The following is a 21,834-nucleotide window of genomic DNA, read 5'->3' as shown; positions in this document are numbered from 1 at the left end:
CCTTTTTTTGTTCCAGGAGTCGAGTCATGGATGAGCAAAAACGCGTCGAAGTGGCTGAACCTCGCTTCGAACATGGACACTTCTTGCTGATTGCAGGTTTTCGCGGTCGATTTACCCAAGACACAGCCAAGGACATTCCGGCGCTGTGGGAAAAATTCTTGCCGCACCTGGGAAAGATCCAGGGGCAAAAGAACGAAGTGACCTACGGTGTCTGCAGCAATTTCGACGGCAAGGGCGGCTTCGATTACATCGCCGGGGTGGAAATCAGCAAGCTCGATGACCTCGACCAGAAGGTCTACCAGTGGGTCGAAGTGCTGCCTCGGCAATACGCGGTGTTCGAGCACAAAGGACCGCTCGAACAGCTGCCGCAAACCCTGCAATACATCTACAAGACCTGGCTGCCGACCTCTCATTACGTGGAGCTCAACGCCCCGGAGCTGGAGCGTTACAGCGCGGATTTCAATCCGAAGCTGCACACTGGCAAACTGGAAATCTGCGTGCCGGTCGATACCAAAGGCTGAACCAACAGACATGAGGCGGATCACTGATCCGCCTCATGGTTTTCAACCGCGTTTACCTTTGCCCAACCGTCGCGCCCGCAACAGGTCGATGCCGAGAGTGATAAAGCCGAACGTACTGATGCCCAACACCATCAACAGGCCGATTTCAACGCTGCTCATAAACGGTTTCCCCCAAGGGTGATCAGAGACACACCTGAGAAATAGCCCGCCGCGAACCCGAAGAAAAGCACTTATACGCAGGCTTTACGCCGCCCTTGCGCATCGATATGCAGACCTTATTCCTTTATGCTTTCGGCACTTTCTTCTGCCGATTTCCGAGCCGCCATGAACACCGTTATCCGCAACGTCACCGCCGCCGACCTGGACCGCTGCTACGCCATCGAAACCGTTGCCTACGAAGGTGACGAAGCGGCCACCCGCGAGAAGATCGCCACGCGCATTGCCACTTGGCCGGAAGGTTTTGTCGTTGCCGAGGTGGACGGTGAGGTCGCAGGCTTCGTCAACTCCGGCGCGGCGTTTGATGTGCAGATGTCGGACGAGGCGTTCAAGGAACTGATCGGCCACGACCCGAAAGGGCCAAACGTGGTGATCATGTCGGTGGTGGTGCACCCGGATTATCAGGGGCAGGGTTTGGCCAAACGTTTGATGGGCGAGTTCATTGAACGTATGCGCGGGATGGATAAGGCGACCATTCATTTGATGTGCAAGGAAAAGCATATCCCGTTGTATGCCGGGTTTGGCTTTGCCTACATCAAACCGTCTGAGTCCGACCACGGCGGCATGGCGTGGCACGAGATGATCCTTACCCTCTAAAACCAGCCCGATACTGATCGTTCCCACGCTCCGCGTGGGAATGCCTCCTGTGACGCTCTGCGTCACGACTTTGGGACGCAGAGCGTCCCCAGCTGCATTCCCACGCAGAGCGTGGGAACGATCATTTACGGGAGTGTCAGTAGAGGGTGTCGGTTACGCGTTTCGGCGCTTCGCGGTCGTAGGTATCAGCGTCGAACTTGCCGTCATTCAGACGTTTGTGGAAGGCGCCAGCAGAGGGCAGGGCCGAGCGCGGCAGATGGGTTTCCGGGTTCCACGCATCCGAGCGGACGAAGGCTTTCGAGCAATGAAAGAACGCCGCTTCCACCGTCACCAGCAACACGGTCTTCGCCGGTTTGCCGTTCACCGCAAAGCTTTCCAGCAACTGCGGCTCAGCACTAATCACCGCCGTACCATTGACCCGCAACGTCTCGCCAATCCCCGGAATAATGAACAACAACGACACCCGCGAATCGTGCAGCACATTGCGCAGGGTATCGATGCGGTTGTTACCTGGGCGATCGGGCAACGCCAGCGTGCGTTCGTCAATGATCCGCACAAACCCGGCTTTGTCACCGCGCGGCGAATTATCCAGGCCATCGGCGCTCACCGAGCTGACAATCACTAGCGGCGACAGGCGCACCATTGCCTGATAATCCTCGTTGAGAAAACCGATCTGCTTGCGCACTGCCCGCTCGTGGGGCAGTCCGTAAATCGCTTCCAGTGCTTCGATTGAGTCGATCATCGTGCTTCCCTCGATGACTTAGAAAACCAGGCCCATGCGCCGTTCGTAACCGATCCGGCCCTTGTACGCTTCGCCGCTGTCGACGTAGCCGTGCTTGGCGTACAGCGCGATGGCCGCGTCGTTATCCGCGTCCACCGACAATTCCAGCCCCTTGATCTCCGGCCACGCCTGACGTGCAACTTCGGGCAACGCTTGCAGACACGCCTTGCCGTAACCCTTGCCCTGAGCGCGGCGATCGACCTGCAACGCATGCAGGGTGGCGCTGTGTTCATCGGCCCAGGCCGGCAACACTGGCGGGCGCTTGAGCAACAGAAACGCCACGGGTACTTCATCCGCCAGCAGCGCAAAACCCTTCACACCCGGTCCGGGTTTCGACAGCAGGGTGTGCAAAGCCCCATGGATATCGCCGGAGAACTTGATCTGCTCGGCATGGATTTCAATCGCCTCGACTTGCTCACGCTGCAAGGTGTTAAGGCTGTCGTACGGCACGAGTTGGGCTGACACGGGAATTTCCTTTTTCCTACAAAGATGAGGCTCGGATTCTAGCGATTTTGTCTTCTGCGGAAATTTTTTGTTTCGCCTGTCGATCAGCTCAAGTGCCGAACGACTAAGGGTGTCTTCACAACAAAAACACGGAGAACACCATGAGCGCACAAACCGAGATCCAGACTCTGATCAACACCTACCGCGAAGCCGTCATGAAAAAGGACGTGGAGAAAGTCATGGCGTTGTACGCCGACGACATCGTCTCTTTCGACGCGATCAAGGCCCTGCAATTCAAGGGTAAAGCCGCCTACCGCGCGCACTGGGTCGAGTGCATGGAAATGTGCCCCGGCCCGCACGTTTTCGAGTTCCACGAAATCGCCATCGAAAGCGCGGACAGCATCGCCTTCGCCCACTGGGTGGCCAACTGCGGCGGCACCAATGACAAGGGCGAAACCCAGAGCTGCTGGATGCGCGTCACCGCTTGCTATCGGCAGGTTGGCGGGACATGGAAAATCGTCCACGAACACTGGTCGGCGCCGTTCGATCCGATGAGTGGCGCGACCCTGTTCGATGTGACTCCCTGATCTTCAGCCATAGTTGAACCGTCCGATTCAGGAGAACGCCATGAAGTATTTATGCCTGGTCTATAGCGATGAGCGCCTGCTGCATTCGTCGCCCGACAGCCCGGAAGACGCCGAGTGCTGGGCCTACGCCGAGTCGATTCAGGGCAGCGGGCGGATGGTTGCCGCCGAGGCGCTGGAGTCGGTGCAGACCGCCACCACGGTGCGAATGCGCAACGGCAAACTGTCGATCACCGACGGCCCGTTCGCCGAAACCAAGGAGCAATTGGCCGGTTTCTACCTGATTGACGCCAAGGACCTCAACGAAGCGATTCAGGTTGCCGGCAATATTCCGGCCGCGCGGGTGGGCAGCGTTGAAGTACGACCGGTGCGGCAATTGAATGTCTGAGGTCAAGGCGCGGGTCGAGCAGGTCTACCGCGAAGAATCGCGGCGGATCCTGGCGACGCTGATTCGCTTGCTGGGTGATTTCGACCTCGCCGAAGAAGCCTTGCACGAGGCGTTCTTCGTCGCGGTCGAACGCTGGCAGCGCGACGGCGTGCCGGATAATCCGCGCACCTGGCTGGTGTCTACCGGGCGCTTCAAGGCCATCGATGTGTTGCGCAGGCGTGCGCGGTTCAAGGCTTCGCAGCCGCTGTTGCTGGCGCAACTGGAAGAACTGGAACAGGCCGACTGGAGTGGCGAAGACGTGGAAGACGATCGCCTGCGGCTGATCTTCACCTGCTGCCACCCGGCGCTGGCGGCGGATGCGCAAGTGCCGCTGACCTTGCGCGAAGTCTGCGACCTGACCACCGAGGAAATCGCCCGCGCCTTTCTCTCCGCGCCGGCAGCGATTGCCCAGCGCATCGTGCGCGCCAAAGCGAAGATTCGTGACGCGAAAATTCCCTATCAAGTACCGAGCCTGAGCGAACTGCCCGAGCGCCTCGATAGCGTGTTGCGGGTGATTTATCTGGTGTTCAACGAAGGGTATTCGGCGTCGTGCGGGGCCGAGTTGATCCGTGAAGATCTGACCCGCGAGGCGATACGGCTTGGCCGACTGTTGATGGAATTGCTACCGGAGCCGGAGGTGATGGGGCTGCTGGCGATGATGCTGTTGCACGAGTCGCGACGGTCGGCGCGCACTTCGCCGAGTGGTGAACTGGTGCTACTGGATGATCAGGACCGTTCACTGTGGGATGCCGGGTTGATTGCTGAGGGATGTGCGTTGGTCGAGCGTGGGCTGACCACGCGGCGCTTTGGGCCATATTGTTTGCAGGCGGCGATTGCGGCGGTTCATGCTGAGGCGCCGTCGGCGGGGGAGACGGATTGGGAGCAGATCGTTGGTTTGTATGACGTGCTGTTGCGTGCGGTGCCTTCGCCGGTGATCGAGTTGAACCGGGCAGTGGCGGTGGCCAAGCGGGATGGGGCGCTGAACGGTTTGAATCTGATTGAAGGGATTTTGGGACGCGGCGAGTTGCAGGATTACCACTTGGCGCATTCGGCGCGGGCGGAGTTTTGTCGGCAGTTGGGTAGGCTGGAGGAAGCGCGGGCTGCGTATCTGCGGGCCTTGGAGCTGACCCGGCAAGAGCCGGAGCGGCGTTTTATCGAAGGGCGGCTCATGGCGCTGGAATGGCCCTCACCCTAGCCCTCTCCCAAAGGGAGAGGGGACTGATTGGGGGATATTGGAGAATTTCACCGACTTGAACGATCGGTATTGAATCCAGAATCGAGGTGTATACCGTAGCTATACATCCATAATCGACTCGGTCTTTCAGGTCGATGTCTGACGCAAGACACCTCGGTCGGCCCCCTCTCCCTCCGGGAGAGGGCTGGGGTGAGGGGCTTTTGGCTTCATGCCGGCTAGCGATTAGGCGCGCCGCTATTCCAGCATCTTGCTCAACAACCAGCTCCCCGCCGGCCCCGGCGGATACAGCCGCGACCACAACGCATCAACAAACACCGGCTTAGGCCAGCCGCGCACCTTCAACTCCACCAACAAATCATTGCCAAAACGCTGCGCCAGCCAACGCGGCAACGGCGCCCAGCCAAAACCTTTCTCGGCCATTTCCAGCAACATCAGATAACTCGGTGCCGACCACACCCGACCTTTGCCGCGACTGTCGTAAGGATTGACGATGGTCGCCAGGCGCAATTCACGGTGCTGTTCCAGGACGTGTTGATCAACGTGATCAAGCTTGGCCAGCGCGTGATCGCGATTGACGAACAAGGCGATTTCCGTGCGCTCGGCCACCGTCGACGTTGCCAGGTCCGGTGGGTAGTTCTCTTGCATCTCGGCGAAGGCCAGATGCGCACGACCGCGCTGCACCAGTTCGATCAGGTCATCGCATTCGGCGATCAGGCATTCCAGCTCCAGATCCGGATAACGCTGCTCAAACCCGACCAGCGCCGCTTCAAAACGGTACGACTGATAAGTGTCGGAAATCGCCACGGTCAGCTTCGGCTCGACGCCTTGGGACAACTGCCGCGCAGTCATTTCCAGACGACTGCTGGCCGCCAGAATCGCCTCGGCGCGTTGCAGCATCACATGCCCGGCCGGGGTCAGCGCCGGTTTGCGGCTGCTGCGATCGAACAACTGCAGATCCAGATCGATCTCAAGGCTGGCCACCGCCGCGCTGATGGTCGACTGACTGCGCCCCAGTTTGCGCGCCGCTGCCGAAAACGAGCCTTGGGTCGCCGCCTGGACAAACGCCAACAGCACTTCCTGCGAGATCATCAACTATCGCCTTGATCGATGGTTATTGGTTATGAAGTATCGGTATCAAGATAGATCATGGCAACCCTCTTCACTCAAGGAGTCAGGCCATGACTGCCCACAAATCGATCACTGAACGTATTTTCCAGGCCGTTGGTTTCGAACTGCTGGCCATCCTGATCTGCACCCCGTTGCTGGCGTGGATCATGCAAAAACCGATGCTTGAAATGGGCGCGGTGACCGTGTTGATCGCGTTGCTGGCGCTGGGCTGGAACGTGGTGTTCAACCGTTTCTTCGACCGGATGCTGGAACGCATGAACGTCGCGCACAACGCTTGGATACGTGTGGTGCACGCGCTGCTGTTCGAAGGCGGCTTGATCGTGATGGGCGTGCCGCTGATTGCCTGGTGGCTGTCGGTCAGCCTGTGGCAGGCGTTTTTGCTCGACATCGGCGTGTTGCTGTTTTTCCTGCCGTACACCTATGTTTATCACTGGGGTTATGACGTGGTACGTGAGCGCTTCATGACCCGTAACGCTTGCCAGAACTAACCTCGATCCCCCTGTAGGAACTGCCGAAGGCTGCGATCTTTTTGATTTTGTTTTTAAAGACAAGATCAAAAGATCGCAGCCTTCGGCAGCTCCCTACCAGGGAAAGCATTTCAGCGTTGGTTAGAGGAACATGCCGCCGGATGCCTCGACCCGCTGACCATTGATCCACTGCGCACCCGGCGACAGCAACAACGCCAATGCCCCGCCAATGTCATCCGGCTGCCCGGCACGGCCCAATGCGGTGTTGCTGGCGACCATTGCATTCAGCGCCGAGTTGTCTCTTACGGCGCCACCGCCGAAGTCAGTTTCGATGGCGCCCGGGGCGAGAATGTTCACGCCGATCTGCCGGGCCCCCAGCTCTTTGGCCTGATAACGGGTCAGCACTTCCATCGCGCCTTTCATTGCCGCATAGGCGCCGTAACCCGGCAGACTGAAACGGGTCAGGCCGCTGGAAATATTGATGATCCGCCCGCCATCGTTGATCAGCGGCAGCAACTGCTGGGTCAGGAAGAATGGCCCTTTCAACTGAATGTTCATCAGCAAATCAAACTGCTCCGGGGTGGTCTCGGCAAACAACGCATGCACGCCGATCCCGGCATTGTTGATCAGGAAATCAAAACGCTGACGGTCAAACGTCTGCTGCAACGCCTGCTCAACACGTGTACCGAAATCGGCAAAGCTTTCGCTGCGGCCGACGTCCAGTTGCAGCATCACGGCTTTCGCGCCGAGTGCCTGCAGTTCGGTTACCAGCGCCTGGGCTTCATCGGCGCGGCTGTTGTAGGTGCCGATGATGTCGATGCCCTGAGCGGCGAGGTGCAGGGCGGCGTTTTTGCCCAAGCCGCGACTGGCGCCGGTGATCAATGCGATTTTGCGATTCATGGAGGCTTCCTCGATTGCGGTGAGTGGTGATGGACTCAGTTTATTTGTCCGCCAAGGGGTGATAAACAGGTTGAAAACGGAATCACTGATCGGCTCAGCCGAACAATCCATGGGTGCCTTATGAACAAACTGGAACTGCTGCGCACCTTCGTCCGGGTCAGCGAACTGTCGAGTTTTACCCTCGCGGGCGAGAGCCTTGGCTTGCCGCGCTCGACCGTGTCCGAACATGTGCAAGCGCTGGAAACCCTGCTTGGCACGCGTCTGCTGCAACGCACCACACGCAAGGTGCAGGCGACGCAGGACGGCTTGGTGTTGTACGAGCGCAGCAAGGATCTGCTCTCGCACATGGACGAGATCGAGGGCTTGTTCCGCCAGGACGAGGCGTCGCTGACCGGGCGCATTCGGGTCGACATGCCGAACATTCTCGCGCGGCGTCTGATCATGCCGCGCCTGCCGCGATTCATGGAGCGTCATCCGAACCTGGAGCTGGAAATCAGCAGCACCGATCGCCGCGTGGACTTGCTTAGCGAAGGGTTCGATTGCGTGGTGAGGATTGGCGCGCAGCCGGATCAATCGGTGGTCGCGCGACATCTCGGTGACTTCCCCATGGTCAACTGCGCCAGCCCCGCCTACCTTGAGCGCTACGGTGTGCCGCAAACCCTTGAGGATCTGGCGCAGCATCGACTGGTGCATTACGTCGGCGTGCTCGGTTCGCGTTCGGAAGGTTTTGTGTACGAGGAGGGCGGTCAGGTTAAACACTTGCCGATGGCTGGCAGCATTACGGTCAACAGCACTGACGCTTACGAGTCGGCGTGCCTGGGCGGTTTTGGTCTGACGCAGGTGCCGCGCACCGGCATGCAACCGCATCTGGAAAACGGCGAACTGGTCACCGTGCTGCCGCAATTCACCGCGCCGGCGATGGGGATTTCATTGTTGTATGCGCGGCAACGGCATTTGCCGTTGCGGGTGCGAGTGTTTATGGATTGGCTGGGCGATCTGATTCGCTCCGCGCTCTGAACCTGAATACAAAACCAATGTGGGAGCGAGCTTGCTCGCGAAGACGGCGTGTCAGTCAATTCAGAGTTGACTGATCCACCGCTTTCGCGAGCAAGCTCGCTCCCACAAGGAGAATTGTGCGAATTAGAAGATCTGGGTGAACAGCCAGTAGAGGCTGCCTGACAGCAGAATGGCGGCGGGGAGTGTCAGCACCCACGCCATCAACAGATTGCGGATGGTCTTCATCTGCAACCCGCCACCGTTGGCGACCATGGTCCCGGCTACCCCTGAAGACAACACATGGGTCGTCGACACCGGCAAACCAAACATGTCCGCCGCGCCGATGGTGAGCATGGCCACGGTTTCCGCCGACGCACCCTGCGCATATGTCAGGTGGGTCTTGCCGATCTTCTCGCCGACCGTCACCACAATCCGCTTCCAGCCGACCATGGTGCCCAACCCGAGCGCGATGGCCACGGCGATCTTCACCCACAGCGGAATAAACCGTGTGGCGTTGTCGATCTGTTGCTTGAACAGTTGCAGTTTGCTGCTGGTGTCGGCGTCGAAATTGCCGACCTTGTTCTTGTCCATCAGGCGAATGCTTTCGCTGGCCAGGTACATGTCGTTACGCACGTTGCCCATGGCTTCGGCCGGGACTTTCGCCAGCGAGCCGTAGCCTTTGACTTCTTCACCGATGTGCCCAGTGAGGGCGGCGAGGGCGGGGATCAGTTGCGGCGTGGCGTCCTTGCTGCGCACGTAATCGGAGAGCACCGCACGCGGATCGGCCGGCGTCGGCAGCGGGGCATTTTTCACCAGCGCTTGCTGGGTGACTTGCGCCACGGCGGCAAACTGCAGCGATTGTTCTTCGGGCATGGTGCGGTTCAAGGCGTAGGCCATCGGCAATGTGCCGACCAGAATCAGCATGATCAGGCCCATGCCTTTCTGGCCGTCATTGGAGCCGTGGGCGAAGGACACGCCGGTGCAGGTCAGAATCAGCAAACCGCGAATCCACCACGGCGGCGGGGTGTTGCCTTTAGGGGCCTTGTACAGCGCGCGATTCTTCACGAATGCACGCAGCGCCAGCAGCAACAGCGCCGCGCAGCCGAACCCCACCAGTGGCGACAGGAGCAAGGCGTAACCGATCTTGGTCGCCTGCGCCCAATCGACACCGCTTGTGCCGTCGCGGCCGTGCATCAAGGCATTGGCCACGCCGACGCCGATGATCGAACCGATCAGCGTGTGCGAAGACGATGCCGGCAAACCGAGCCACCAGGTGCCGAGGTTCCACAGGATCGCCGCGATCAGCAGGGCGAAAATCATCGAGAAACCGGCAGACGAACCGACCTGCAGAATCAACTCCACCGGCAGCAACGCGATGATGCCGAACGCCACCGCGCCGCTCGAAAGCAACACGCCGAGAAAGTTGAAGAACCCCGACCAGACCACTGCCACATTCGGCGGCAGCGAGTGGGTGTAAATCACCGTCGCGACGGCGTTGGCGGTGTCGTGGAAACCGTTGACGAACTCGAAACCCAAGGCAATCAGCAGCGCCACACCGAGCAGCAGGAACGGCGTCCACGTGGTGACTACCGTGCCGAGTTCGTGCATGTCGTGCATCAGGCTGTAGGCGGTGAACAGCATCCCCATCGCCAGTACCGCGAAAAAGATCACGTAGGTGAACGGGCCGGTTTTCTTGTCGAGGGCTGGCCTGCCGCTGGCGGCGGACGCAGGGCTGGCGGTCAGGGAGGGAGTAGCCATGAGCGGACAATCCTGAGCGAGGGAAGGAATGTCGCCCATGATCGTTGCAGAATGTTACAGAGAAACTGCGCCATGTCAGTGTTTGGGGTTTTAGCTCCACCGCTGATCCGAAGACTGAAGAAGATCCCTGTGGGAGCGAGCTTGCTCGCGAAAGCGGTGTGTCATCCGACAATGATGGAGCCTGACACTCCGTCTTCGCGAGCAAGCTCGCTCCCACATTGGGCCTGCGGTGGCAATGCGTTTTGTGGTCAGTAATCGCCTCTTTTACGAAACGCCCAACGCCCGGCAATCACGGTAAACGTCGCCACCAGTGCAACCAGAATCCAGAACCCTTCCGGATCTTGCGACAACGGCACCCCGCCCACATTCATTCCGAAAAAACCGGCAATTATGTTGATCGGCAGCGCCAGTACCGTCACCACGGTCAGGGTGAAAAGCGTGCGGTTGCTCTGTTCGTTGAGGTTGGCGGCGATCTCTTCCTGCAACAGTTTGATCCGCTCACCCAGCGCAGTGAGGTCGTTGATGATCAGCGCAAACTCCTCGGTGGATTTGCGCAGCTCCTTGACGTCCTCCTTTTGCAACCAGGGCGGCGGCCGGTTGAGCAAACGCAGCAGCGAACCCGGCTCCAGCGCCAGCAGCCGTTGCAGCCGCACCAGCACGCGGCGATTGGCACCGAGTTCGGCACGGTTGGTCGACAGCCGCGAGGAGAGCAATTCGTCCTCGACCTGATCGACGCTCATGCTGGTCTTGCGCACGATCTGCGTGAGTACTTCGCCCTGATCGCGCAGCAGATGCACGAGCAATTCCGAGGGCGAACGAAAACGCTCGCCGGCCTTCACCGACGAGCGCAATTTATCCACCGAGTGCAGCGGTTGCAGACGCGCACTGACGATCAGTTTGCTGCGCACACAGACCCACAGCGTCGACACGTCCGAGGAGACCATGCTGCTGAGGTTGAACACCACATCGTTGACCACCGCCAGCAACGCCGAGTCGACATGCTCGATGCGCGTCGACCGCGAACCTTCGTGCAACGCTTCGAAAAACTCCTCGGGCAATTGCAGATGACTTTTCATCCAGCGCTCGCACGCCGCGTGCGCCAGATTGAGGTGCAGCCAAAGGAATTCGCCCGTGTCGTTATCGTCCTGCAAACAGCGCAACGCTGTCGCCGAGTCGACTTCGCGGCCACGTTCGCCGGGCAGGAAACGAAAGCCGTAGAGCAGGCCAAACAGATCGGGATCGCGATGGCTGATATCGAGGCTGTGGTTCATGAAGGCTCGCTGCGAGGAGGGTGCGTCGGTCGCGCAAATGGCAGGTTCACTGAGCCGCATCATCGCAATGTCAGATGACGTTTGTGTGACAGCAAAATGACGTCAAATCAGCAGCTTACCGGTGGTCGGGATTTCTTCAAGAAACGCTCTGGTGCGCCGATCACGCTTGGGTTACGTTGCGCGCGCTTGGCCATGAGCCAAGGCGTGCCGACAGGGATGTCCGGCAAAATTTCACGCCTTACCGGGCGTGCCTCATCCTTGTCCTGAGTGTCTTTCGATGCTGCAAAAATCCCTGAGAGCGCAAATTCTCGCCCTGCTGAGCGGCAGCCTGCTGGCGATGCTGTTGATCGCCCTGGCCTGTTTTCACTTTCTGTCCAACGGCGTGCAGAGTTACAGCCAGTTGATCGCCGGTCCCTTGCACACTTCGCAATTGATCGACGAGGCCAACCTGCAATTCAAGGTGCAGGTGCAGGAATGGAAAAACGTTCTGCTGCGCGGTAAGCAACCGGCGGATCTGGCTAAATATTGGGGGCAGTTCGAGGACCGTCAGCGCGATGTGCAGAACATTCTCGGTGAACTGGCCAGCCAGAAAGGCATCGAGCCGAGCCTGAAAAACCGCATCGAACGTCTGCGTGAAGAACATCGTCTGCTCGGCGCTGCCTACCAGAAGGGCCGCGATGCCTACGTGGCTGCCGGTGGTGATCCGACGGCTGGTGATGCGGCGGTCAAAGGCGTCGACCGCGCCGCCAGCGATCAGATGAGCGAGCTGGTCGCCGAGTTGCGCAAGCAAGGCACCGCGCAGTCGGCGCTGATCAGTGCCGAGGCTGATCGCACCGTGTGGCTGGGGCTGCTGGTGATGCTCGCGTCGGGTCTGCTGATCGGCTTGTTGAGCCTGTGGCTGGTCAACCGTAACCTGGTCGAACCGATTCGCAAACTGATCGATTACGTGACCCAGTTGAGTCGCGGCAAACTCGCCGAGCGCGTGGTCAGCGACCGCCAGGATGAGCTGGGCAACCTCGCCGCCGCCGCCAACACCTTGCGCGATTTCCTCGCCGAAACCTTCACCCGTTTGCAACGCAGCGCCAGCGATCTGGATAGCGCCAGTGGCGAGTTGAATGCGATCGCCACGACCATGGCCGGCGGCACCAACGAACAATTCAATCGCACCGATCAAGTGGCCACGGCGATGAACGAAATGTCCGCCACCGCCCAGGAAGTGGCGCGTCACGCCGCTGATGCTGCGCGTGCGGCCGACGATGCCGACCAGTCCGCCCAGCAGGGTGAAAAGGTCATGCAGAGCACCATCCACTCGATCACCCAGATGCGCGGCGAAATCGCCAATACCGCCACGGTGATCCGTCGTCTGGAAGCCGACAGCGGCCGCATCGGCAAAGTGCTGGAAGTGATTCGCGGCATCGCCGAACAGACCAACCTATTGGCATTGAACGCGGCCATCGAAGCGGCGCGCGCCGGTGAGGCCGGGCGTGGTTTTGCCGTGGTCGCCGATGAAGTGCGCAACCTCGCACAACGCACCGCCGAGTCGATCATCGAGATCAACCAGATCATCCAGAGCGTGCAGACCGGCGCGGTGGACGCGGCGCAAGCCATCGACAGCGGCCAGACGCGCAGTGATGAAAGCGTCGAGCAGGTGACCCAGGCCGGCGCGATGCTGGAGCGCATCACCCACGCGGTGGAGGCGATCCGCGACATGAACCGTCAGATTGCTACCGCCGCCGAAGAGCAGACCTCGGTGGCCGAGGACATCTCGCGCAACCTCACCGAGATCACCTCGATCGCCAGCACCAACCTCGACAACGTGCAGCGCACCGAAAGCGCGAGTCAGAACCTGCACAGTCTGTCGGGGGAGCTGAACGAAGTCACCGCGCGTCTGAGTGCCTGACGCAAACGACCGTGTACCGGTTCGGATACCGAGTCGGTACACAGTCGATCTCAAATTGAGGCGGCCGTGGTCGATGACCGGTTATCTATAACCGGCATTGGAGTATTTCCATGGTCAGCATCACTTCTGTTTCGATCAATCAGACTCTCAGCTCACCCACCAGCAAAACGTCGATTAGCGACGTTGCTGACGACACGTCTACCTCAGCAACCGCCAGCACGGGCGCGACTGCCGATAGCGGTAAAGTCGCCGCCGGTGGGGGGGCCGCTCCGGCGGGTGACAGCAGCTCCAGCAGCAGTGAAGAATCGGATTCGGTGAAAGAACTGCGCAAGCAGATTGCCGAGTTGCAGAAGCAATTGCAGGAGGAGCAGCAAGCGCTGCAAGCGGCCCAGGCGAAGCAGGAAAGTTCGGATGCCAAAACCGCCGAAGTAGCTGCCGCACAAGCGCAGATCACCGCCACCTCGGCCTCCCTGTCGACCGCCACAGCTTCATTGTTGCAGGCGTTGCAGGACTCCGACTCGAGCACTTCGGGGTCGTTGGTCAGCACCTCGGTGTGATGCCTTTTCCCCTTACCCTAGCCCTCTCCCGGAGGGAGAGGGGACTGACCGTGGTGATTATGCGAGCTACGCCGACCTGAGATTTCGAGGCGCACTCAGGCCTTGAATAGCCCCCGATCGGCTCCCTTTCCCCTCACCCTAGCCCTCTCCCAGAGGGAGAGGGGACTGACCGGGGTGATTATTTGCGTTACGCCGACCTGAAACATCGAGTCGAACTCAGGTCTTGAATAACCCCCCGATCGGCTCCCTTTCCCCCTCGCCCCCTTGGGGGCGGTCCGACGTTTCGGGAGGGCTGGGGTGAGGGGGAGAAAATCTCACTGACAACACATCAACCGGGCCAAACACCAGACACAAAAAAGCCGCACGATCTCTCAATCGTGCGGCTTGCTTTATACGCGGTATCAAGTGTCTTGCTTGTTGCTCAACACCTTGCCAGTGGTCGCATCAAAGTCCACATCGAACTCTTTGCCATCAGCAGTTTTCAATTCAACTTCATACTCATAACCGTTGAAGTGGTTATCCAGGTCCGTGTCAGTAATAGTCGCACCCGGATGCAGTTTCAGCGCTTCGGCATTCATCGATTCCAGCGACTTGATCTTGCCTTCCTTGACCAGTTGCGGGATCTGGTCGACGCGGACATCAGCCAGGGCCACGCCAGCAGTGAGGGTCAGGGCAGTGGCGGTAAACAGGGCAGTCAAAGTTTTCATCGGTTCATTCCTTGGGTGACTCGTTTAAGTGGCCTCAGGTTAACCAGCGCAACTTAACTCACCCTTAAAACCCTGCACCCAAACAAAACGGGCAAGCCATGCACCTGCACAGAACCTGTGAGAGCGTGGCTTGCCCGTGATGAAGGCGCCTGGATTTCAGATCAGAAACCGTTGTTCTTCAACACCTGATCAACCGTGCCAGCCGCCGGGCGTTTGTAGAACTTCAACAATTCGCTGGCGCGGTTGGTGAAGATGCCGTCGACACCGGCCGCCATGACTTTCTCGAAGTCCACCGGCTCATCAACGGTGTAGACGTGCACCAGCATGCCCTGATCGTGGGTGTATTGGTTCATCCACGGTTGCACCAGATCCGAATAGCTCTGATCGCCGCCCTTGGTCAGCTTCGCCGACGGGCCGGTACCGATGGCACCTTGCGACTTGGCGTAGTCCACCCATTGCTTGAATTCGGCTTCGGACTTCGGCTCTTGTTTGCCGTAGAAAACGTTTTTGTCTTTCTCGCCGGACTCGGCAAAGGTCACTTTCGATTTCGGCTCGATGCTGCCTTCGCCGACCCACAGCAGGAGGATCTTCGGCACTTGCGGCATTTCTTTTTCCAGCAGGGCGAGGCTGTTCTTCTCGAACGTCTGCAGGATCACCTTGCCTTTGCCCTGACCCACACCCAGCGCGCTTTTCGCCAGCTTCGAACCGGCCGGGCTCAGCCAGCCGCGATCCTGCAGTTTTTCCTTGAGGTCTTTCTCGATCCCGGGAAACAGCTGCGGCTCTTTGGTCTCGATGTACAGGCCCGGCTTGTGTTGCGGATTGGCCTGGGCAATGTCGATGATTTCATCGAGGGTGAGAATTTTCAGCCCGGCATAAGTCGGGCGCGCGCGGTCGGGGTAGGCCTTGTTGTACCAGCTGCCGGCGTCGAGGCTTTTCAGTTCGGCCATGGTGAAGGCGTTGGCCGGGCTGTCCTTGCGATCCGGGAACTTGGTCGCGACGTCGGTTGTACGTTGCAGATTGTTGTCGTGCAGGGCGAACAGCACGCCGTCCTTGCTGCGCTGCAGGTCCATTTCCAGGTAATCGGCGCCGAGGTCGCGGGCCAGTTTGTAGGACGCTGCGGTGGATTCCGGTGCATCGAAGGACGCGCCACGGTGAGCAATCACGGCCGGGTGCGGGATGCCGTTGGCGGCAGCGATCGCTTTCGGGTCGGTTTGGCTGGCAGCGTGTGCCTGACCAAGACCGAGCAGCAGGCTCAGGACCAGAGCGCTTTTGGTGAAAGTGGCGGGCATGTTCGAGTTCCTTTCGCAGGGCATTTTCAAAGACGTACCTTTTAACAACTGAATCGATTGCGTGCTATCGCAGGACCGACATAAACGTATTAAAAGCGATTTTTCCTGCACTTTTGTGGCGCGGTTTGCAGTACGCTTGCCCTCGGCAGACGTCCCGGCAGAGGGCGGGCCGCTCCGTTGCCCTGCGTGTAAACCATCGATCATTTTTCGTGAGGTTTACCATGCGCATCACCTCCCAACTCATCTGCCAGGCTGCCGACGATCTCAAGGGTTTTGTCGGCCTCAACCGCAAGACCGGTCAATACATCGTGCGTTTCAGCGAAGATTCGTTCGGCATGGACGTGGCGGATGACGGCATTATTCCTGTGAATGAATTCGTCTGGGCGCCGGCGACGGCGCAGACCATGACCCTTAAACGCGAGTTGATTCAGTTGTTGCTGGATCAGAACATCGATGAGCGGATCAACATTACCGAGCCGTTGCGCGTTTATATGAGCAGGGTTGAAGTGCCGGAGATTGTCGCGGTACGGAGTCTGGTTCGGGGCTGAGATTATCTGTGACAGTGCGGGCCTCTTCGCGAGCAAGCTCGCTCCCACATTGGATCTGCGTCGATCACAAATCCATTGTGGGAGCGAGCTTGCTCGCGAAGGCGGCCGAAAGTATGACCCTGCAATTACTGGCTGAACCGATACTCACGCTCAACCCGGCACACCCGCGTATGAAACGCCGAATACCACTGCAAACGCCCGCGCTCCTGAATCAGCCGATGCTCAGGGTTCTGTCGCCACGCCAGAATCGCCGCTTCGCTCTGCCAATACGACACCGTAATCCCGACGCCATCCACGCCGCGAACCGACTCCACCCCGAGAAATCCCGGCTGTTCACGCACTAACAATTCCATGCGTTCAGCCGCCTCGGCATAGCCGTTGTCACCCTCGGTGCGGGTCGAGGTAAAAATCACCGCAAAGCAGGACGCCATCAACGTGCCTCCGCACAAGCTTCGACAAACGCGCGCACCAGCGGCGGCATCTGCCCTTTTAGTAGCGCGGTACGCTCCGGTTGAAACAACGTCGCGACAAAGAACCGCTGATCCTTGAGTTCAATCGCGCGTAAATCCCCTGACGAATCATGCCCCACCGCCTGTAGCCGATCGCCCAACAGTTGCTGTTCGAACAGCGGATTAACACCGAAGCGGCAGCGATAACCTTCACGAATCTCAGGCGTTTCGTACGCCTTGGCGATCAACGAGCCGGGCACCAAGTGAATGCTGTCCACCGCTTCGACCAGCGAACAGGTCAACGGCGTGAGTACCGCGCGTTCTGAGTCGGGTGATGTTTCACCATGTTCCGCATCCATCCAGCCCAACACATTGCGGGAAAATTCCAGCACCGCATGCTGAAAACCGCCGCAGGTGCCGAGGAAAGGGCGCTGCTGTTCGCGGGCAAAACGGATCGCCCGAAGTGCGCCGGCTTCACTTTTGTAAGGGCTGGCGGGTACGCACCAGAAACCGTCGAACCGCTCGAGCGGCGTATCGGCGTGGATCTGCTCGGTGGGCAACCATTCGAATTGCACGTTGCGATTGAGGTGTTCGGCGACCAGGCCGAGGGCGACGGGAATGGCTTGGTGGGCGGTGACTTGCGGGTCGTAATCGCCAATCAGGGCGATACGGATGGCGCTGTCTTCCATGGGGGTTCCCTGCGCTTGTTGATTGATGGCACTCACTATAGATTGGCGTTCACGCACTCAACATTGGCGTTTGCCCAAGTGATCAATGCAGCCACGCACTATCAGCTCGACTACCCCGACCTCGCCCTGATTCTGGCCTTGGTGCGTGGCGGCTCCCTGGCCCGCGCCTCGCAGCTGTTGAAGGTCGATGTGTCGACGGTATTCCGCGCCGTGCGCCGTCTCGAAGCCGCACTCGGCCAGCAATTGTTCGAAAAAAGCCGTGCCGGTTACCTGCCGACGAACCTCGCGCAGACGCTGGCCGAGCAAGCTGAACGCGCCGAACAGGCATTGGAAGCCGCACGTATCGGCGTGGAGCAGGGCGGCGAAGTGGTCAGCGGCACGGTGCGTCTGACCTGCACCGATTCGGTGTTGCAGGGTTTGCTGCTGCCGGCGCTGGCGCAGTTCATGCCCAATTATCCGGCGTTGACCATCGAACTGAGCACCTCCAACGACTTCGCCAACCTCAGTCGCCGTGATGCCGACATTGCTCTGCGCCTGACGCGGACACCGCCCGAGCATCTGGTCGGACGGCAACTGGCGACGATTTCCTACCGCGTCTGCGCCAGTTCGCGCTATCTGCAAAATGTCGATGCTTCGGATCTGACGGCGTTGACCTGGATCGCCCCGGATGACTTTTTGCCCGATCATCCGACTGTCGCCTGGCGTCGTCAGCACCTACCCGGTGTCACCCCGGGCTATCGCTGCAACAGCATGTTGTCAGTCACGGAGCTGGTTCGCGCAGGACTCGGTGTGGCGGCATTACCGGACTTCCTCATCACCGAGGGTGTGCAGGCGTTGAGCGAGCCGCTGCATGGTTACGACACCGCGTTGTGGTTGCTGACCCGCGCGGATTGCCGAGCCTTGCGCTCGGTGGTGACGTTGTTCGATGAACTCGGGCGGGTACTGCGTTTGCCGTGATCAGCGCTGCGGGTTCTGGCGCATATGATCGTGCAGTTCGCTGGTCAGACTGGCGATGCGTTCGGTGAGGTTTTTGGTCATCTCGGTGAGGCGGGTGTTCTGCTCCAGCAGCTCAAGCAGTTGCGCGGTGTTCTTCGCCGCTTGGGCCTGACGCTCGGTATTGGCCTGTGCCAACGCTTCACGGTGTAGCGCATCGGCATCGGCTTGTGCCTTGTCTCGGGCGGCCTGACGGGTTTGTGCCAGCAGAATCAGCGGTGCGGCATAGGCGGCCTGGAGGCTGAACGCGAGGTTGAGCAGGATGAACGGGTAAACGTCGAATTGCGTCACGCCCGACACGTTGAGGCCGATCCACACCGCGACGATCACGGTTTGCGCACCGAGAAACAGCGGCGTGCCGAAGAACCGCGCGAACGCCTCGGCGCGCAGCGCAAACCTGTCGTTGCCGAAGGTGGTGTTGAGGTGGGCGTGGGGGCGGTGGAAGCGCAGGTGGTCGACGGGAGCTGTTTCAGGCACTGCGGGTTTTTCAGTGGTCATGGTGCACTCGGCAGGGCATGGGACGTGTAGTCACTATAGCCCTGCGTTGTGGCGGCCGGCCCCTTCGCGAGCAAGCTCGCTCCCACAGGTATCCGGGATGTTCACAAACATTGTGATCGAATTAGTCCCTGTGGGAGCGAGCTTGCTCGCGAAGGTCGCGCCTCGGTCTACTGACCCTGCATCGATTACCCCGGCACCCGCTCATTGGCAAACATGCTCACCGCATCCACCGCCTCACTGGCACCATCACGAATCTGCAGAATCACCGTCCCCGCCTGATTCGCCAATTCGACGCCTTCAGCCGCACGGCCCCGGGTGCCTTCCATGCTCTTGATGGCCTGACGGGTTTCGCTCTGGATCAAACCGATCATGGTGGATATCTCCGCCGTCGAGCCGCTGGTACGCCCCGCCAGCAGGCGCACCTCGTCGGCAACCACGGCAAACCCGCGGCCCTGTTCACCGGCGCGGGCGGCTTCAATTGCAGCGTTGAGCGCCAGCAGATTGGTCTGGTCGGCAATCGAGCGGATGGTGTTGACGATGGCGGTGATCTGCTCGGAGCGTTCCCCCAGTTGCGCAATCAGCGTTGAAGACTGGGCGATGTCTTCGGCGATTTCGCGCATTTCGCTGGCGGCTTGCTGGATCACCTGCGTACCTTGCTCGGCGACTTTTCGCGTCGCTACCGAGATGTGATACGCCGCGCTGGCACTGCGTGCGTCCTGTTCGTGTTGTTCGACGCGCGCGGTCACATCGGAGGCGAACTTCACCACTTTGCACAAGCGCCCGGCAGCGTCGTAGACCGGGTTGTAGTTGGCTTCCAGCCACACCGTTTGCCCGCGTTTATCCACGCGTTCGAACTGCCCCTGGAAAAGTTCGCCCTGATTCAAGCGCCGCCAGAAATCCTCATAAGCGCTGCTGTTGACCAGCGCCGGCGTGCAGAACAAACGGTGATGTTTACCTTTCAGCTCGGCGAGGGTGTAACCCATGCGCGTCAGAAAATTCTGATTGGCCGTGAGAATACTGCCGTCGAGGTTGAATTCGATGACCGCCATGGCCCGGTCGATCGCCTGCAACTTGGCGTTGGCTTCGCTTTCCTGCTGCACCTTGGCGGTCACGTCCATGGCGTACTTGACCACTTTCACCACCCGTCCCGAAGCATCCTTGATCGGGTTGTAGCTGGCTTCCAGCCAGATCGGCTGGCCCTTGCCGTCGACCCGTTCAAATGTACCGGACTGAAACTGGCCGTTTTTCAGACGTGACCACAGATCAGTGTATTGAGCACTGCGCCCGAATTCTGGCGTGCAAAAACGCCGATGGGGCTGGCCGATCGCTTGTTCGGCGGTGTAACCCATGGTCTTGAGAAAGTTGTCGTTGGCGCGCAGCACCACGCCATCGAGGTCGAACTCGATGACCGCCATCGAGCGATTGATCGCATCGAGCAGGCCCGTTTGTTCGGTGAGGGTGCGCTGAAGATCGTCGACGACGGCTTTGTGGCGATTAAAGAACATGTTCGCAGTACTCAGGAAGTGGGGAAGATCGAGGATTCAGTCCCTATTTCCGCGCCGGCAGACCGAATGCGCGGACGGCATTCGGCAATGACTGCTCAATACCAGTATTCCTTAGCTGGCAGATGGCTACTTATACAAAACTTCATAAACTTGTACAAGGAAGTAATTATTTGTAATTTTGTATAACTTTTTAGGCGTCGACGTTGTCTGTCGCGGTCCTGGTCAAGGCCACACTGATGGTATTGCGGCCCGTGTGTTTAGCGATGTAGAGCGCTTTGTCGGCATCGTCCAGCCAGTCCAGTGCATCCTTGTACAAGTATTGATAGCGCGCCAAACCGATACTCAGGCCCACTCGCAACTCTCGCACCTGCGGATGACGGTACTGCTGCAATGCCTCGCGCAATTGCTCCATCAGGGCCTCGGCCTTGTGCAGGGGCAGTGTCGGCAGGATCACGCAGAACTCGTCACCGCCGTAGCGCCCGGCCAATTCGTACTGGTCCAGCAGGCGTTTGAGCTCCTGACTCAATTGCCGCAGTACCTCATCGCCGACGATGTGCCCAAAGCTGTCGTTGATCTCCTTGAAATGGTCGATGTCGATCAACGCCAGAGTGGCTTGGGTGTTGTGTTGGCGGCACTGCTGAAATTTCAGGTGCAGCAGGTCTTTCCAGGCCCCGTGATTGAGCAGGCCGGTGAGGCTGTCGGTGCGGCTCAGGGCACTCAGTGCGCGTTTGTGTTGGGAGAGTTTGATCGCCAGGTGATAACACACCATGCCCAGCGCCAGCGGATAAAGAGTAAGCATCGGCAGGCAGGCCCAGACTTGCGTTTGGGTCATCGTCAGGCTGAATTTGCCACCGAAAATCGCCCAGCCCAGCAGTACACCGGCGAGTTGCGCGAGGGCGCCGAACACGAACAGACGTTGGCCGCCGGCGGCAACGTTGTTCATGGTCATCATCGACAGGATGGTCACGGTGGTCAGCGGGTTGAACTGAAAGCACGCCGCCCAGAAACCGCCGAACATCGAGTCGTATAACAAATTGCGGCGTTCAGCCTGATACGGGAACGCCGAGCGCGTGGATATCTGGTAAGCCAAGTGCGGCCAGGCGAAACCGTTAAACAACAACAGCGCCCACAGCCAGTCGGGCATGTTCAGCGGATACAACGCCGCAGCGACGCTGAAGAATCCCACGCCCAAGCCAATGGCTCTGGGCAGATAAATACGTCTGGCGAATGACAAGCCTTTGCCGCGTTGGTTTTCCATGATGCCCTGCGCGAAATTCATCCTGAAATACTTTGCAGTATTTTCTCAGGCTAACCGTTCGTCGGTCGATTGTCGGACATTGTCATTTATTCCAACGGGAATAATCAGTGTCCTTCCGAGCCATTTAGTCGATGGTTCGCGCAGGAGAGGGGCGAT

Annotated in this window: 23 protein-coding genes and 3 pseudogenes; 12 read left to right on the top strand and 14 right to left on the bottom strand. The window is 59.4% G+C overall.

What is annotated here, in order from left to right; translation table 11 throughout:
* The first annotated feature begins 26 nt into the window (after nt 1–26).
* The gene (locus AB4O11_RS01410; protein WP_460129913.1) at nt 27–521 is read left to right on the top strand and encodes a GyrI-like domain-containing protein; all 495 of its coding nucleotides are present in this window, start codon (nt 27–29) and stop codon (nt 519–521) included.
* 324 nt (nt 522–845) lie between these two features.
* Complete coding sequence (locus AB4O11_RS01405) at nt 846–1,334, top strand: GNAT family N-acetyltransferase (RefSeq protein ID WP_093430440.1); 489 nt, start codon at nt 846–848, stop codon at nt 1,332–1,334.
* 136 nt (nt 1,335–1,470) lie between these two features.
* Here AB4O11_RS01405 and AB4O11_RS01400 read toward each other — a convergent pair whose 3' ends face one another.
* Complete coding sequence (locus tag AB4O11_RS01400) at nt 1,471–2,076, bottom strand: pyridoxamine 5'-phosphate oxidase family protein (RefSeq protein ID WP_460129911.1); 606 nt, start codon at nt 2,074–2,076, stop codon at nt 1,471–1,473.
* Nucleotides 2,077–2,094: 18 nt separating this feature from the next.
* Nucleotides 2,095–2,580, bottom strand: coding sequence for a GNAT family N-acetyltransferase (locus AB4O11_RS01395; protein WP_460129909.1), 486 nt, complete (start codon nt 2,578–2,580; stop codon nt 2,095–2,097).
* A 140-nt stretch (nt 2,581–2,720) separates the two neighbouring features.
* On the opposite strand from AB4O11_RS01395, the gene AB4O11_RS01390 reads away from it, so the two are divergent.
* From AB4O11_RS01390 to AB4O11_RS01380, 3 genes are read left to right on the top strand one after another with little or no spacing between them, the layout of a single operon-like run.
* Nucleotides 2,721–3,146, top strand: coding sequence for a YybH family protein (locus tag AB4O11_RS01390; protein ID WP_460129907.1), 426 nt, complete (start codon nt 2,721–2,723; stop codon nt 3,144–3,146).
* Between the two features lie 40 nt (nt 3,147–3,186).
* Nucleotides 3,187–3,531, top strand: a complete 345-nt coding sequence (locus AB4O11_RS01385; protein ID WP_008081988.1) for a YciI family protein — start codon at nt 3,187–3,189, stop codon at nt 3,529–3,531.
* Nucleotides 3,524–4,765 (top strand): RNA polymerase sigma factor, encoded by a 1,242-nt coding sequence (locus tag AB4O11_RS01380; protein ID WP_460129905.1) that lies wholly within the window; start codon nt 3,524–3,526, stop codon nt 4,763–4,765. The genes AB4O11_RS01385 and AB4O11_RS01380 overlap by 8 nt, the downstream gene beginning before the upstream one ends.
* A gap of 234 nt (nt 4,766–4,999) precedes the next feature.
* Here AB4O11_RS01380 and AB4O11_RS01375 read toward each other — a convergent pair whose 3' ends face one another.
* Nucleotides 5,000–5,854, bottom strand: a complete 855-nt coding sequence (locus AB4O11_RS01375; protein ID WP_460129903.1) for a LysR family transcriptional regulator — start codon at nt 5,852–5,854, stop codon at nt 5,000–5,002.
* 89 nt (nt 5,855–5,943) lie between these two features.
* Here AB4O11_RS01375 and AB4O11_RS01370 point away from each other — a divergent pair, with 89 nt between their 5' ends.
* Nucleotides 5,944–6,381 (top strand): multidrug/biocide efflux PACE transporter, encoded by a 438-nt coding sequence (locus tag AB4O11_RS01370; RefSeq protein ID WP_186625354.1) that lies wholly within the window; start codon nt 5,944–5,946, stop codon nt 6,379–6,381.
* 120 nt (nt 6,382–6,501) lie between these two features.
* Here the strand turns inward: AB4O11_RS01370 and AB4O11_RS01365 are convergent, their stop codons facing one another.
* Entirely contained in the window at nt 6,502–7,260 is a 759-nt protein-coding gene (locus AB4O11_RS01365; RefSeq protein ID WP_460129901.1) for an SDR family NAD(P)-dependent oxidoreductase, read from the bottom strand.
* A 120-nt stretch (nt 7,261–7,380) separates the two neighbouring features.
* Here AB4O11_RS01365 and AB4O11_RS01360 point away from each other — a divergent pair, with 120 nt between their 5' ends.
* Nucleotides 7,381–8,277, top strand: coding sequence for a LysR family transcriptional regulator (locus AB4O11_RS01360; RefSeq protein WP_460129899.1), 897 nt, complete (start codon nt 7,381–7,383; stop codon nt 8,275–8,277).
* A 123-nt stretch (nt 8,278–8,400) separates the two neighbouring features.
* On the opposite strand, the gene AB4O11_RS01355 is transcribed toward AB4O11_RS01360, so the two are convergent.
* Nucleotides 8,401–10,014 (bottom strand): inorganic phosphate transporter, encoded by a 1,614-nt coding sequence (locus AB4O11_RS01355; RefSeq protein ID WP_194933664.1) that lies wholly within the window; start codon nt 10,012–10,014, stop codon nt 8,401–8,403.
* 248 nt (nt 10,015–10,262) lie between these two features.
* Nucleotides 10,263–11,285, bottom strand: a complete 1,023-nt coding sequence (locus AB4O11_RS01350; protein ID WP_099756971.1) for a transporter — start codon at nt 11,283–11,285, stop codon at nt 10,263–10,265.
* A gap of 277 nt (nt 11,286–11,562) precedes the next feature.
* Between AB4O11_RS01350 and AB4O11_RS01345 the strand changes: the two are divergent.
* From AB4O11_RS01345 to AB4O11_RS01335, 3 genes and pseudogenes are all read left to right on the top strand, one after another.
* Nucleotides 11,563–12,252, top strand: a pseudogene (locus tag AB4O11_RS01345) (methyl-accepting chemotaxis protein); the annotation flags it as partial.
* 165 nt (nt 12,253–12,417) lie between these two features.
* Nucleotides 12,418–13,185 (top strand): methyl-accepting chemotaxis protein, encoded by a 768-nt coding sequence (locus AB4O11_RS01340; RefSeq protein WP_414927069.1) that lies wholly within the window; start codon nt 12,418–12,420, stop codon nt 13,183–13,185.
* Between the two features lie 110 nt (nt 13,186–13,295).
* Entirely contained in the window at nt 13,296–13,742 is a 447-nt protein-coding gene (locus tag AB4O11_RS01335) for a hypothetical protein (RefSeq protein ID WP_460129897.1), read from the top strand.
* A gap of 401 nt (nt 13,743–14,143) precedes the next feature.
* Here AB4O11_RS01335 and AB4O11_RS01330 read toward each other — a convergent pair whose 3' ends face one another.
* Both AB4O11_RS01330 and AB4O11_RS01325 read right to left on the bottom strand, forming a co-directional pair.
* Nucleotides 14,144–14,449, bottom strand: a complete 306-nt coding sequence (locus AB4O11_RS01330; RefSeq protein WP_460129895.1) for a PepSY domain-containing protein — start codon at nt 14,447–14,449, stop codon at nt 14,144–14,146.
* A gap of 161 nt (nt 14,450–14,610) precedes the next feature.
* Nucleotides 14,611–15,738: a glycerophosphodiester phosphodiesterase gene (locus tag AB4O11_RS01325; RefSeq protein ID WP_460129893.1), complete on the bottom strand. Its 1,128-nt coding sequence runs from the start codon at nt 15,736–15,738 to the stop codon at nt 14,611–14,613.
* Between the two features lie 221 nt (nt 15,739–15,959).
* Here AB4O11_RS01325 and AB4O11_RS01320 point away from each other — a divergent pair, with 221 nt between their 5' ends.
* A complete protein-coding gene (locus tag AB4O11_RS01320) occupies nt 15,960–16,286 on the top strand; it encodes a DUF2025 family protein (protein WP_093430425.1) in 327 nt (108 codons plus the stop codon).
* A gap of 125 nt (nt 16,287–16,411) precedes the next feature.
* Here AB4O11_RS01320 and AB4O11_RS01315 read toward each other — a convergent pair whose 3' ends face one another.
* Nucleotides 16,412–16,717, bottom strand: a complete 306-nt coding sequence (locus AB4O11_RS01315; RefSeq protein ID WP_460129891.1) for an antibiotic biosynthesis monooxygenase family protein — start codon at nt 16,715–16,717, stop codon at nt 16,412–16,414.
* Nucleotides 16,717–17,424 (bottom strand): CTP synthase C-terminal region-related (seleno)protein, encoded by a 708-nt coding sequence (locus AB4O11_RS01310; protein WP_460129889.1) that lies wholly within the window; start codon nt 17,422–17,424, stop codon nt 16,717–16,719. The genes AB4O11_RS01315 and AB4O11_RS01310 overlap by 1 nt, the downstream gene beginning before the upstream one ends.
* A 15-nt stretch (nt 17,425–17,439) precedes the next feature.
* On the opposite strand from AB4O11_RS01310, the gene AB4O11_RS01305 reads away from it, so the two are divergent.
* A complete protein-coding gene (locus AB4O11_RS01305; protein ID WP_116255045.1) occupies nt 17,440–18,381 on the top strand; it encodes a LysR family transcriptional regulator in 942 nt (313 codons plus the stop codon).
* On the opposite strand, the gene AB4O11_RS01300 is transcribed toward AB4O11_RS01305, so the two are convergent.
* The 4 genes and pseudogenes from AB4O11_RS01300 to AB4O11_RS01285 form a co-directional block, all read right to left on the bottom strand.
* Nucleotides 18,382–18,915, bottom strand: a complete 534-nt coding sequence (locus AB4O11_RS01300; RefSeq protein WP_257355952.1) for a DUF1003 domain-containing protein — start codon at nt 18,913–18,915, stop codon at nt 18,382–18,384.
* A gap of 185 nt (nt 18,916–19,100) precedes the next feature.
* Nucleotides 19,101–19,538 (bottom strand): annotated as a pseudogene (locus tag AB4O11_RS01295) (methyl-accepting chemotaxis protein); the annotation flags it as partial.
* Between the two features lie 156 nt (nt 19,539–19,694).
* Nucleotides 19,695–20,330: pseudogene (locus AB4O11_RS01290) on the bottom strand (PAS domain-containing protein); the annotation flags it as partial.
* Nucleotides 20,331–20,610: 280 nt separating this feature from the next.
* A complete protein-coding gene (locus AB4O11_RS01285; RefSeq protein WP_460092260.1) occupies nt 20,611–21,678 on the bottom strand; it encodes a diguanylate cyclase in 1,068 nt (355 codons plus the stop codon).
* Between the last annotated feature and the right edge of the window lie 156 nt (nt 21,679–21,834).

It is taken from the genome of Pseudomonas sp. H1_D05, from assembly GCF_054682705.1.
Note: the sequence above shows the minus strand (reverse complement) of the source record. Positions and strands in the feature narration are given on the sequence as shown.